This is a genomic window from Leptospira gomenensis, from assembly GCF_004770155.1.
Classification (GTDB): domain Bacteria; phylum Spirochaetota; class Leptospiria; order Leptospirales; family Leptospiraceae; genus Leptospira; species Leptospira gomenensis.
In genome coordinates this window covers 89,823-102,374 of the sequence record NZ_RQFA01000008.1, presented here as the reverse complement: position 1 = coordinate 102,374, position 12,552 = coordinate 89,823, and the positions used below count along the sequence as shown (strand labels likewise).

11 protein-coding genes are annotated in these 12,552 nt (G+C 44.8%); 7 read left to right on the top strand and 4 right to left on the bottom strand.

Annotation, left to right across the window (positions count from 1 at the left end; translation table 11 throughout):
- The first annotated feature begins 844 nt into the window (after window positions 1-844).
- Window positions 845-1,468, top strand: coding sequence for a DUF3157 family protein (locus tag EHQ17_RS01175; RefSeq protein ID WP_135592851.1), 624 nt, complete (start codon window positions 845-847; stop codon window positions 1,466-1,468).
- A 338-nt stretch (window positions 1,469-1,806) separates the two neighbouring features.
- Window positions 1,807-3,429, top strand: coding sequence for a methyl-accepting chemotaxis protein (locus EHQ17_RS01170; RefSeq protein WP_135592849.1), 1,623 nt, complete (start codon window positions 1,807-1,809; stop codon window positions 3,427-3,429).
- Here EHQ17_RS01170 and EHQ17_RS01165 read toward each other — a convergent pair.
- Together EHQ17_RS01165 and EHQ17_RS01160 are read right to left on the bottom strand one after the other, a co-directional pair.
- The gene (locus EHQ17_RS01165; RefSeq protein WP_135592846.1) at window positions 3,407-4,567 is read right to left on the bottom strand and encodes a hypothetical protein; all 1,161 of its coding nucleotides are present in this window, start codon (window positions 4,565-4,567) and stop codon (window positions 3,407-3,409) included. The genes EHQ17_RS01170 and EHQ17_RS01165 overlap by 23 nt on opposite strands.
- Entirely contained in the window at window positions 4,564-5,394 is an 831-nt protein-coding gene (locus tag EHQ17_RS01160) for a FecR family protein (protein WP_167882469.1), read from the bottom strand. The genes EHQ17_RS01165 and EHQ17_RS01160 overlap by 4 nt, the downstream gene beginning before the upstream one ends.
- Window positions 5,395-5,523: 129 nt before the next feature.
- On the opposite strand from EHQ17_RS01160, the gene EHQ17_RS01155 reads away from it, so the two are divergent.
- Window positions 5,524-5,808 (top strand): hypothetical protein, encoded by a 285-nt coding sequence (locus EHQ17_RS01155; RefSeq protein WP_135592842.1) that lies wholly within the window; start codon window positions 5,524-5,526, stop codon window positions 5,806-5,808.
- Window positions 5,809-6,667: 859 nt separating this feature from the next.
- Here the strand turns inward: EHQ17_RS01155 and EHQ17_RS01150 are convergent.
- Window positions 6,668-7,774, bottom strand: a complete 1,107-nt coding sequence (locus EHQ17_RS01150; protein ID WP_135592895.1) for a CehA/McbA family metallohydrolase domain-containing protein — start codon at window positions 7,772-7,774, stop codon at window positions 6,668-6,670.
- 227 nt (window positions 7,775-8,001) lie between these two features.
- Between EHQ17_RS01150 and EHQ17_RS01145 the strand changes: the two genes are divergently transcribed.
- From EHQ17_RS01145 to EHQ17_RS01130, 4 genes are all read left to right on the top strand, one after another.
- Window positions 8,002-9,162: a glycosyltransferase gene (locus EHQ17_RS01145; RefSeq protein WP_135592840.1), complete on the top strand. Its 1,161-nt coding sequence runs from the start codon at window positions 8,002-8,004 to the stop codon at window positions 9,160-9,162.
- Window positions 9,163-9,175: 13 nt separating this feature from the next.
- Entirely contained in the window at window positions 9,176-9,721 is a 546-nt protein-coding gene (locus EHQ17_RS01140; RefSeq protein WP_135592838.1) for a DJ-1 family glyoxalase III, read from the top strand.
- Window positions 9,718-10,446 (top strand): SIR2 family NAD-dependent protein deacylase, encoded by a 729-nt coding sequence (locus tag EHQ17_RS01135; protein ID WP_135592836.1) that lies wholly within the window; start codon window positions 9,718-9,720, stop codon window positions 10,444-10,446. Before EHQ17_RS01140 ends, EHQ17_RS01135 begins: the two co-directional genes overlap by 4 nt.
- Window positions 10,447-10,651: 205 nt before the next feature.
- Window positions 10,652-11,305, top strand: coding sequence for a suppressor of fused domain protein (locus tag EHQ17_RS01130; RefSeq protein WP_135592834.1), 654 nt, complete (start codon window positions 10,652-10,654; stop codon window positions 11,303-11,305).
- Between the two features lie 168 nt (window positions 11,306-11,473).
- On the opposite strand, the gene EHQ17_RS01125 is transcribed toward EHQ17_RS01130, so the two are convergent.
- A complete protein-coding gene (locus EHQ17_RS01125; protein WP_135592832.1) occupies window positions 11,474-12,544 on the bottom strand; it encodes a DUF1574 domain-containing protein in 1,071 nt (356 codons plus the stop codon).
- Window positions 12,545-12,552 lie beyond the last annotated feature (8 nt).

Genomic DNA, 12,552 nt, shown 5'->3' with positions numbered 1-12,552 from the left:
GCAAGGAAGGATCCGGGGTGTTAGGTCACGCTACTTTTTCTGTTTTCAACAATATCCCTTCTAAGGCCCGGTTTCGCCGGGCTTTTTTATTGCCGACAATCATCCTCTTGCTCGTGTCACGTGCGCTCTTCCTACGCTCCGTTTGCGGCCTGAGTAAATAGTAAGCCACTTCTCCCAAACACGAGCCTCTCCTTTGTCGGTAAAACTTCTGTGGGAACTCACACGAAATCTTACTTAAAGAGAGAAATCACTCTGCCTATCTACAACTCTTAACTTTAACAAAAAGCCTATTCTCCCGACATCCTCATGAATCTCAGAAAAAGAGGCCTCATTCTTTACGAAAACTTGAAATTGAAAGCAAGATTAATATCCCTCACCGATATCACTCATCTTACTTGTACCCGTGCGATCTCTTTCCTATGTGAGTTCCCGCAAACTCGGAAAAATCCTTTCCCAGACGAAATCTATATATACCATTATTCGCCCAATTTCTAATTCACGACTCCGTCTTCCCACATATCAAAGCAGAGGAACACTTTTTTCTCGGGAGTATCTATAGACGCGGTCACACCGGTCGAATCGTTTGAGAGAATCGATTCGACCGTTCAGAAATAAAAACGTCCGCAACACAAAAACGATCTTCGCCGTTTTCATTCCGAAAAAAACCGATTTCGTTTTCAGTCGAAAAAAGGAGACGGTTTCGAAAATATTCTTTTCTGAAAAATAAAAAAGAAGAACCAACAGATCCCTAATTTAGATATTCAGAATTCTATCCTTTTTCAACCTAAGCGAATCACCCGATGCAATTCGTAACGGGAAACTTAGACGCATCTGGAGTTTTTTTATGAAAAGATTTCTCTATATAGCCTCATTTTTGTGTATCCTCCAATCAGCCAACCCGGAAGAAGCAACCACTAAAAGCGGTAAAAAAGTAATCCTAAATCCGGACTTCACGTGGAAATACGTTCCGGAATCGTCCGAAACCAAATCCGCAAAAACGGCGACCGTCGTGTTGACCAAATCCCAAGAACAGGATACCGAGCTAAAGAGCGAATCCGGCGAGTTCAGCGTATGGTTCGATTCCAAAAAATGGAACCGAGCCCCAAAACCGGCAAATAAGGTCGCGGAATTCGAGTTCGAAAATAAAAAAAGAACCGGATACTCGATGATAATCTACGAAGGCCTGGAAATTCCGATGGAATCCTTCGCGGAACTTCTAGTCGTCAACGCCCGTCAAGTCGATCCGAACGCAAGTCTTCTAGAAACCGCTGATTGCAAAGTAAACGGCAAATCCGGAAAATTGGTAACCTACACCGCTCTTTTCAGCGGAATGAAATTCATCTTTTATAGTTTTGTAACCAGCGGCTCCAAAGGTTCGATCCAATTCACCACCTACACCCTGGAGAACAAATTCGAACAGGAAAAAGAGGAGTTCCATCGATTGATTTCCGGGCTCGTATTTCCGTAAGTTTCGGCGAACTTTCTCCGACCGGGGAATCGAAAGACGAAATTCTCCCTATAAAATTTCCGGGAATCAGGAGTTCTCCTTCGGAGAAGTCGCGCATCCGAACCCAGAACTCCGACAAAATCTCAAAACGGGACGTGCGAAGAAGAACGTCTTGCATTACGAGCTACGACAGAGCCGACGTAAAAACGAACGTTACGCGGTTTTTACGTTTCTACGAATATTACATCCTTATAATTTGATCAGTTCGGGAGATCGCTTTGTGTTCCGTTTCTCCTTTCGAAGTTTTTGCTTTTCTTTTTACGATCCGCTCCTAAAATGAACCTCTCAAGGAGAATCCTATGGGGAACACCTCGCAAACCCAAAAATCTTCGATCTATCAAATTTGGAAGGACGGGGCCGTCGTTATCAATCGGATCCGTTTGGGATTGGTGATCCTCTTCTCCTTGACGCTTTTGAGCGTTTCTAAAACCAATCACCCGACTCAGGTGATCGCGCACGTCGTCGGGACGGCGCTGATGGCTTCTTATTGTCTTTTGGAATTCATACTTCATCGCACCGGAAAAGTAGGGGTACGATTTCAAAAAACGCTGATTCTTTTGGACATCAATATCCTATCGTTTACTTTGATGGCGGATTGTTCGATCGAGCCGAAAGTTTCCTCCGCAATTCTCGCCAACGTACTGATCTTCTCGATTTATTTTTACATCATGATTTATTCCTCGTTTTTGGGTGAAAGACGGTTCGTACTCTGGGTAGGCGTTTTGGCTGCGTTAGGCGTCATCGCGGCCATCTTCGTAGCCTGGAAAGGCGGAATGGTTTTGACGGAGGATCCGGAGTTGGGAAAGGTTCCGGGTCACCTGATTTTTTCGGTTCAAGTGATCAAGGTTATGTTCGTTTTTACGGCGAGCGTGATCATTTTTCAATTGATGACTTTGTTTGATAAACTTTCCGCGGAAGGCACCCGACTCTACGAAGACTCCCAGACGCTTCTTCATAAGTTGACGGAGGACAGAAGAAGTTTAGGGGATTCGGCCGAAAAATTGGAAAGCTCGATCCGTAAATTTGCGGAATACATCGATCGAATCGGACAAAAGATGGAATCGCAAGCAGCCGCTTTGGAGGAAGTCAACGCGGTTCTGGAAGAACTTTCCGCGTCTTCCTCCAACACGGCGCATTCGATCGAAACACAAAACGCCAGTCTCTTACAATTGGCCGAAAGTTCGGATCAACTCGGGGAAATTCTGCACAACAGTTCTTCCTTGAGCGAAGCGCTGGCCGTTTTTGCAAAAGAAAATAAAGAAGATATGGAAAACGTTACGATCGCGGCCGAAAAAACGAAATCATATTTAGTAGATATACAAAATTCGTTCAACCGAGTGGACGAAATCAACCGGATTATGAGCGAGATCGCGGATAAAACCAATCTTCTGGCGCTCAACGCTTCTATCGAAGCGGCTCGAGCGGGAGCGGCGGGGAGGGGGTTTGCGGTCGTCGCCAACGAGGTGAGTAAACTCGCGGAATTTACTTCCGGAAACGCAAAGTCGATTTCGGACATCGTAAATCAATCGCGCAAATTTATTGAGGAGGCGCGAATCGCTTCCACGGAAACGGGGGATTTGACCGAAAATCAAAAACTCAAAATTCTGGAGACGGTCCAAAGGATTGACACGATGAACCGTTTTTATCTGGAACAGATGACGATCGTTCAAAAATTCGTATCCGAAGTGGATCGAATCAAAACCGTTTCGGGAGAAATTTTAGGCTCCACGAAAGAGCAGATGTTCGGCCAACAAGAGATGGTTCAAACGATGGGACATCTCGGATCCGAAATCAACGCGATCAGCGACGAATCCGGCAAACTCCAAGAGGAAATCACAAAAATCAAAACCCAGGCTTCCGAGCTCCGAATTCTCAGCGTAGAATCGATCGACTCAAAAACTAAGGACGAACCCGTATCTTAGATTCCAAAGTAGGAAGGAGCACGTTGAACTCGGCGGAAAACGACGAAACATTTCCGACGACGTCCGTGACTCTAAATTCCAACCGATGGTTTCCCGGTTCCAAAATCAAACCTTCCGCGTAAGGACGGAATTCTTCCCCGTTTCGACGAACGTCTATAGATTTGATTCCGGAAATGGAATCTTCACACTGAATTCGCACCTCGGAATGAAGCGGCAAAAGACGTTCCTTTTCCGGTCGAGGTGTGATTCGACAAAGCGGAGCAGAAGAATCCAAAATTCCGAAAAACGTCTCCTCTCCGAAGTTGCCCGCTTGGTCCTTTGCCCAGACTTGAATCGCAAAACTTCCGTCTTCTAAAAAATCGGGAATCGAAAATTGATATTCGTCCTTCTCGCGGAAGGAAGGTTGAATCGGAATCTTTTTGCCGTTCTGCAAAAAATAAAATTCGGTTTCTAAAACTCCGGATACGGGATCGGAAATTTCGAGGATCAGAAATTGATCCTTACGAGTGATCGGAACCGATTCCAAACGGATGCCTTTTCCGATGCGCGCTCGGATTTGGGGTCGCATCGTGTCCTGCACGACTTCCATAAAACGTACGGTTTCTTTTACGCCCGACGCGGTTTCGGAATAGAACTCGACTTTGTTTTTTCCCTCTTGCAGTCCGTAGATCGTATCTCGGTATTCCCTCCATTCCCCTTCATTCACTCGAAAAAAAACGCGGATTCCGTTTTGTCCGACACTGGGATTGTCTAACACGATCCGTTCTTTTTTTGCCGGGGAAAGGATGATGGCGGTATCGTTGGAAGCGGATTTTCGTTCCGGACGAACAAACGGTTTTAGAAAATCCAAAGAGATCGGCTCCGACGGTTCTCCTCTGGAATTCTGTTTTCCGATTCCGATGATCCGTATAAATCGTTCGTTTTTTTCCGGAAAAAATCGGACCGTATGCTCCCGAACCGTAAACGTACGAAGCACTTCCCTGAAATCCGAACGATCCGAAAGTTCAACACGATACGATTCCGAAGCGGAATCCGCTTTCCAATTCAACCGCAACTCTTTCGGTTCTTGAGAGAAGGAAGTTCGAGAAAGGAAAAAAAGAAATCCCGCCAAAAATACGAAGAACAAATTCGATTTCACGGAGCGATGCCTTCCTGATCGATTTGAATTTTTCCAGGAATCGGAAAGGGCTCCACCGGGGGTTTGCCCTTTTCCACGTAAGTGCCGAAGCCGGCCTTTACGTCCACTTCCTTGCCGGAAGCGGAGACGTTTACGGTTCCTTCAAAACAACCTACGTCGGTTCTTTGATCGAAGGTGTTGTTTACGTAAAATTGAGTTCCCCGAACTCCTACGACCGCAACCGGGGTTTGAATGACTAATTTAGAAACGGCCTTTTTCGCGTTTTTCAGAATTCCCGGTTTTACATTCGCCTGGATTTGTCCTTCTTCCAAAAAAAGCTCCGGGGATTCCTTTTTCGAAACTCGAAAGCTGGACGTTTCAAAAAGTTTGATCCTCGCTTCGTTTTCTAAGAAATACAGGGACGCGCTTGATTTAGGCCCCGTTTTTAAACGTTCTCCTTCGCGGAGAAGCTGATTTCGGTTAACGGAGTTCCAAACGGGAGAATTTCCGTTTGAAACTCGTTTAGAATATTCAACGACGCCGTGGTATAATTCTAAAGCCGCCAAAGGAGGAGTCTCCGATTCCACGATTTTACGAAGATGAACCGGCACTTTGAGAACCATTCCTTCCTTGATCAAGGAAGGATTCTGAATCCGATTGTATTTTAAAAACTCTTTCCACTTTCCAGGGTCGTTTAATACTTCTTTGGCGATCTTCGTCAAAGAATCGTTTTTTTTCACCCTGTATTCCTCTAAGGTTTTATCTTCCGTTGCCTGGGCAAAAATCGGAGACATACGAATCATAATACAAAGAAATAAAACCGAAACGGAGATTTTTTGCAGATTCATTGTTTGGATCCTATCGTTGATCGGGAATTTTCGTCGAAATTTGCCATCCATTCGACGATTTCATTGAATTATAACTTGAATTTTTAGACGAGTGATTTATCTATTTTCAGTTCAAAGAGAGGAAATTCCGTGATTCAAAAATGGTTTCAGACCGCAGCATTTTTCACCTTGATTCTGGCGGGACTATTGACCCCTGGGAAAGTTTTTTCACAAATGAGCGACGCAGAAGCCGCGATTCAAGAGGCTTGCGGGCGTTTGGTGAATGAAGGACTGTATAAGAGCTGTAAGGCGGCGCCCGGATTTTCGGCGCACCAAGGATATTACAGTCAATCCGCAAGGATCAAATGCGAATGTATCAACAAAAAAGATAACAACAAAACCATCGTAACGATCACTTTAGGTCAATATTACTAAAGGATTCGATCGATAACAAAATGGGAAAGGCTCCGAAAAAAATCCGGGGCCTTTTTCGCAAGTCTCGCGTCCTTTTCTTCTAAACCGGATCCCTCATTCGGCGATAGAAAAAAATTCCTTTTTCCCAGTCCACACCCTCTAAGAAACTTCCCTGAAAGGAAAAGATTACTTACCTAGATTTTTATTCTGGAAGGAGCGTCGCCAGAACCTTTCCAGAAATCCTATTTTACTGATTCCTGAATTCGTTTCTTTCCGGTGCTCCCGATAACGGTTTAGAATCAAAGTGGGGTTCTAAGAACGCGTGTTTTCCGTTGGAATTATGGAAAACACACGCAACGTCTTTATTTTTCAGTATTTTCAGCGGAGCTTTTTTTCTTTTGTTAAGGAAAGAAATAGCGGAACGATCCTTCCTCCGGTAATCTTCGTTTATTTCACGGGAAGTTCGTTTACGAGCAAACTGAGTTTACTGTTGCGTAAGCAATAAGATAGAAACTACACAAATCAAAGATTTCTTTCACCGGAAAAGTGTCGTACGTTGCAAGATAAGAATCACATGCCAATTCATTGAACGTGGGATACATGTTTACGTTTCTTTTTGTAAAGGATGTATTGAGCGATGTGTAAGGCTTGTATTGAGTACGATGTGTAAAGGATGTATGGGTACGTTTACAACTTTCTTCGCCTTAATGCGACATAATATGTATTATCGGAAGTTGTATATACACCATATTTTTCAAAAATAAGACGGAATTGAAATTCCTACCGAAAAAACGCCCCACAAACAAATCGAATACGATCGGGAAAAACAACACACCGAAATTTCCTCACACGAAAACGACGGATCGATTTCGGTTACAAGTTACGATTCCTTTCTAAAAAAGGCGTTGGAATACAACAAACCAGAAGCAAAAATTACTTTGACGATCACAAAAGAATCCTCTCTTGTAAACCGATAATACGCCGACTTAGATTCCGTTTCCGAAGCGAGGATCCGTCCTTGGGAACCGATGAATTCCAGCTTTAAAAATTTCTCGGGAAAACGTGCAATGATTCGATCGCCGTCCAAACGTAATTCGTTCACGCCCGGATCCTCGAGATAATCGGCCGTCTTGATTACGGAAACGTAATTTCCTTGTTTGAGATTTCGCACAACGTCCTTCGTTCCCAAAGAATCCGAATTGAGGAGAATATATCTCGTGAACGGTTCACCTTCGTTTTGATCGGAAAAGGTCAATTCGTGAAAGATACGTTTGTACAAAGGCAGCTTCATCGCTCGGATCGATTCGCCTGGAAAATAATGAAGGTCATCGCCGGAAAATGCGTTCACCGCAATCCCCCGATCCAGAAGACGGATCCATTCGGCGAAAAAAATTCCATACGGAGAAAAAACTTCGATCGCGTCGATTCCGCGTAACCTCTCGATCGTGTGTTCCGGAACCGATCCTTCCAAAGCGGGATGTGCGACCACTACGAACGCACCCGACTTCTGCATCCGATCGACGGTCCATTGTATGTTTCCGGGTGCCGCATACATCGGAAAAAAATCCGGTGTTACCGTATCCGCGCCGATCGCAAGAATATGTTTTTTATTAAAATCCCTTCCCCACTCATAACCCGGTAAAAAAGTTTTTGATCCGGAATCGACGCCGCTGATTTTTAAGTAATCCGTGATTCCGATCAGATCGTATCCTTTTTCGGAATATCGGTTTTGAATCTCTTCGGGCGGACTGCGAAAGGGAGAAAAACCGTCCCTGTCCGAATGGAGATGTATGGCCGTCTTCAACCATTTCAAATTCGTATCCGAGTACGGAGAACGGATCCTATTCCCCGAAAAGGGAGAAATCGGACCGGTTCGAAATTCGTTTCGTAACAACAGACCGGTGGAAATCTGGCTGAAAACGATTAAGGCAAAAAATCCGACCCATCGAGAAACGGTCCGCGTATGGATTCTGCGTTTGAATACCATCACAGATCCCATAACGCAATCGGTTGAAATTTACGAAAAAAGTTTTTTGCAAACGGACCGTATTTTTGCATTCAACTTTTTCGAATCAAAATGGAAAATGTCAGGAATTTGTAATTTTTGAGAAAAGCGTTCCGGGATCCTGTTCTTTCGGAAGAAACCAATTTCAATAAATAAGTGTACATCGAATGAATTTACAGAGAAATCGCGTTTCATACGTTTGAGAATCAATGACCTCCTCCTTACCCTTAATTTCTATCATCGTACCGACGTATAACGAGAAAGAGAATTTGCCCATTCTGCTTCCGAGAATCGAATCCTCGCTGCAAGGACATTCGTTTGAAATCATCGTTGTGGACGACAATAGTCCGGATCGCACCTGGGAAATTGCGGAAGGCTTGAAAGAAAAACATCCGGGTCTAAAAGTTCTCCGTAGAATGGACGCTCAGGGTCTTTCTTCCGCGGTGATCGCAGGGATGGGTTTCGCGAAGGGACAGGTTTTCGTGGTCATGGATGCGGATCTCCAGCACGACGAGCGAATTTTACCTCGATTGATCGACGAGATCGTTTCGGGTCGAGCGGATCTTTCCGTAGGGACCCGATATTCCGACGGAAGTTCCACTTCGAATTGGTCAAAGACCCGCCGTTTCTTCAGCGTAATCGCGACGCGACTCGCGAAGTCCCTTCTTCCTTTACCCGTCTCGGATCCGATGAGCGGCTTTTTCGCGATTTCCCGTAATCATTTCGAAAATACGGTAGAAAAAATTCATCCGCGCGGATTTAAGATTTTCCTCGAATTTCTAAGTCGCCCCACCCGTCCACCTAGGGTTTCGGAGATACCGTTCGCGTTTCAAAACAGACGTTACGGACAAACGAAATTGGACGGTTCCGTGATCCGAAACTATCTCGTGGCCGTGTTGGACCTCCGTTTCGGCAAACGAATTTCTCCCACGTTTTTACTGTATTCACTCGTAGGATCATTCGGAGTTTTGGTGAATTTGACTGGGTTATTGATCGGAGAATTTTTAGAATTTCCGGAATTGGAAATGCCGTTTCGTTTTTTAAACCCGTTTCCTACTTCGGTACTTTTCGGAATAGAAATCTCCATTCTTTCGAATTTTCTATGCAACAACTATCTCACGTTTTACGAAAAACGTTATTCGGGCTTTAAGTTATCGCAAGGATTGATCCTATTTCATCTCGTCAGTCTTCTGGGTTTAACGATTCAAGTGAGCGTGTTTCAATTTTTATATCATAAAATTTTTCTTTCGGAATTGAATTCTTCCGGAATTCTGATCAAATTGATCTGCGATCTACTCGCGATTTCCGCCGCGATGATCACGAATTATTTTCTGAATTTGAACGTCACCTGGAAGGGTTCCAGGGACTAAACCGGAGAAACCTATGCCGAAAGTTTTGGTCCCGTTCGCGGACGGAATGGAGGAAATGGAAGCGGTGATCGTCGTGGACACGCTTCGTAGAGCCGGCATCGAAGTAGTAAGCGCTTCCTTAAAGGAAGGCCCGGTCACCGCTTCCCGTGGGGTAAAACTTCTCGCGGACAAAACCTTGGACGAAATCAACTCGGACGACTTCGACATGATCGTTTTACCGGGAGGAAACGCGGGAACGAAATCCCTCGCCTCCGACCGAAGGATCTCCGAACTACTGCGTAACAGTAAACGGGAAGGACGTTGGATCGCGGCTATCTGCGCTGCGCCTAGTATATTAGTACATCAGAATATTCTTTCCCACGAACAGAAGTTCACGGCGTTTCCGGGAGTTGTATCGGACGCACCCGGTTACACAGGTTCACGATTGGAAATTTCCGACAAAATCGTAACGAGTATCGGCCCCGGTTCCGCTTTCGAATTTTCTTTGGAATTGATTCGGATTTTGACGGATCAAAAAACCGCAGAACGAGTTCAATCGGCGCTGCAACTTCCTTTGTGAAGACCTTTCTATCCGCCAACAAACACAAATTCCGTAAAATCACCGCGATTACGGGAGCGGGAATTTCGGCGGAAAGCGGAATTCCGACGTTTCGAGGCGAGGACGGACTTTGGAATAATTTCCGGGCGGAGGATTTGGCGACACAGGAAGCGTTTCGTAAAAATCCGAAATTGGTTTGGGAATGGTATCTCTGGAGAAGAAATCTGATCGTTACGAAACGGATCAACCCGGGCCATAACGCTTTTGTAACGCTCGAAAAAATTCATCCGGATTTTCTTTTGATCACACAAAACGTGGACGGGTTTCATAGGAAGGCCGGCTCTCGAAATCTCATCGAAATTCACGGGAATATCTTTCGAAACGTCTGTAACGTTTGTCGTAAAACCGCCAGCGAACGGAACTATTCCCCGGAGGAACTTCCTCCCGTTTGTCCGAGTTGTTCCTCCCTACTCCGTCCCGGCGTGGTCTGGTTCGGCGAATCCTACGACGAAACGGAAATAGACGTTTGTTTTAGACGTATGAACGAAACCGATTTACTTTTGATAGTCGGCACCTCCGGGTCCGTAACGATGCCGGTAGCCCTCGCACAAATGGCGCGTAACGCGGGTGCGCTACTTGTGGAAGTGAATCCGGAACGAACCGCATTCTCTTCGTCGGTCGATCTTTTTTTATGCGGCCAATCGGGCGAAATTTTACCGGAGCTCGTTAAAGAACTTACGAAGTAATTGTGTTCGGAAAAACGAAACGTTTTTCTAAAATTCCTCATCTTCGCACCAATTACTTCGGTATTATAACTTCGAAATGGTTATAATAAAAAAGAAATTTACGGCGCAGCTTTTTTTTCTTATCTCCGATTTCGATTCTAAAAATTATTTCCCGTTCTCGGGAACATGATTTCCGACTTCAATCTGCGATAAGGAATTTAAAAAGATGGGACTTTTTTCGAAAATTTTCGGGGCGGAACGACCGCAAGAACAACATACTTTGGAGGAAGTTGCGGATCGGGGCTGGTCCGCCATCGACGAAATCACGGACAAAATTTATCCTTCCTTACGATTACCGTCAGCGATCAGCCCTAAAATTTATCCGAATCATGACGCGACCGGCAAACACGTGTTATATCAGGCGTCCGTATTCGATCTACCGACTCAATGGTTATACGTTAGTTACGGTTGTTCGGAACTTTTCGAAAAGGAATGGTCCGATCCCAACGTAAGCGGACTAGGATACGAGCTAACCTTTCGTCTTTCCAAAAAGAGCGCGAAAAATCCTCCCGTATGGCCTATGGTGCTCATGAACGACATCGCGTATTACGGGATGGAAGGAGCGCATCTCGGTCCCGGCCACAGCCTGAATTTCGGAAGGGCGATCGACGAAAACCAAACCACTCGACTGACCGGGATCCTTTTGGCGAACGACCCTGAATTGCCCCCGATCGAAACCGAAAACGGAAAACTCTACTTTCTTCTATTATACGGAATCGACGAGGAAACTCTTTTAAAAATAAAACAAAACGGCTCTTCACAATCCACCGTTTCCGAAATCGCTCTCGAGAACAAGGACTGGATCACCGTTATCGAATAAAAAACCCTATGAAAAAAAATCCTGTGAAAGAAAGGATGTTCAAAACTCTTTCTTTCACCGCTTTAAATAAATTTCGAAATCTTAGCTCAAAAGACCACGGTTGCGGGTTTCGTCGAAGATCCAAAGAGGTAACAGGAAGAAAAAGAATCCTATCGCGGCGTCGGTTCGTTATTTCGGCAAACGGGTGAAAATGAAATCCGCATAATCGTTGAAACAACTCGGAGACATGTGTCCCGGATCGCTGAAATCGTCGCAATCGTAGTTCGGATCCTCGTTCATGTTCCAGAAAGTAGTGTTCGTTGATTGATGCAGTTTTTCTAATATAGGAATCATAATTTCATACGGAGTTTTTTCCCGCTTTTCTTCGGTCATCACCTTTTTGGTTTTGTACAACTCGAAATACGGCCTCGCAACCCGCACCCAAATCGTGGCATACGGAACTCCGATTTCCCGAATGATTCGGATCGCGTCCTCTTCGTTGGCGAGCATTTTAGGATTGAAGGTAAAAGGAGTAAGATAGGACTTAAAATCCGTGTTCGATCTTTTTTTCAACAACTCGGAAGCCAAAACGATACGCGGACTAGCGTCCGATGTCGCGCTCCCTCTTTGTTTTCGAAGGTTTTCCCCGATTTCCGATCGAAGCCTGCTGTAACCCTTCGCCAAAAAACCTCCGTCTTTGGCGCGAGCCCGGATAACGTTGAGGCGCGGTCTGTTTTTAAGAGTATGAAATAATTTTTTTCCGATAAACCCGGTCAGATCCGAAGAAGAATACCTGTTTGCGTGACGCAAAACGAACCAGGGGCTCAGTCCGTAGAAAAGGACTTCGTCCAAGGTTAAAACCGAGGAGGAATTGAAAATTTCGATCGATTCGTCCATCAGTATAAAGTCCGGTTTTACTCCTTCGTTTCGGAATCGTTCCAGCCAATAAAGATAATAGTCCGGGGAACCTCCCGGAACGGAAAAATTATACAATATCCAAGCAGGATATTTTTTTTCTATATAATCGTTTCGGAACAACAGGGCACGCGAGTTTCCGAAATAAACGATCACCTTTTTTCTTTCCGGTAACTTTAGATAATCCTTAAGTTCTACGAACAAGGATTCCTTATGACGGAAATTCAAATCGGAAAGAGTAAGCGAATAATACGGCTCGAACGTTTCGGAGCTGATTATTTTATCGATACAAAACGCGAGAATAAAAATCACGAAAGGAACGAGGAGAAATCTGTTTCGAAACATTACAATTT

What these genes read in the sequence shown, in the direction of transcription:
- EHQ17_RS01175 (WP_135592851.1), top strand. Translation starts at nt 845, where the DNA reads ATGAAAAGATTTCTCTATATAGCCTCATTTTTGTGTATCCTCCAATCA.
- EHQ17_RS01170 (WP_135592849.1), top strand. Translation starts at nt 1,807, where the DNA reads ATGGGGAACACCTCGCAAACCCAAAAATCTTCGATCTATCAAATTTGG.
- EHQ17_RS01160 (WP_167882469.1), bottom strand. Translation starts at nt 5,394, where the DNA reads ATGAATCTGCAAAAAATCTCCGTTTCGGTTTTATTTCTTTGTATTATG.
- EHQ17_RS01150 (WP_135592895.1), bottom strand. Translation starts at nt 7,774, where the DNA reads ATGGTATTCAAACGCAGAATCCATACGCGGACCGTTTCTCGATGGGTC.
- EHQ17_RS01145 (WP_135592840.1), top strand. Translation starts at nt 8,002, where the DNA reads ATGACCTCCTCCTTACCCTTAATTTCTATCATCGTACCGACGTATAAC.
- EHQ17_RS01140 (WP_135592838.1), top strand. Translation starts at nt 9,176, where the DNA reads ATGCCGAAAGTTTTGGTCCCGTTCGCGGACGGAATGGAGGAAATGGAA.
- EHQ17_RS01130 (WP_135592834.1), top strand. Translation starts at nt 10,652, where the DNA reads ATGGGACTTTTTTCGAAAATTTTCGGGGCGGAACGACCGCAAGAACAA.
- EHQ17_RS01125 (WP_135592832.1), bottom strand. Translation starts at nt 12,544, where the DNA reads ATGTTTCGAAACAGATTTCTCCTCGTTCCTTTCGTGATTTTTATTCTC.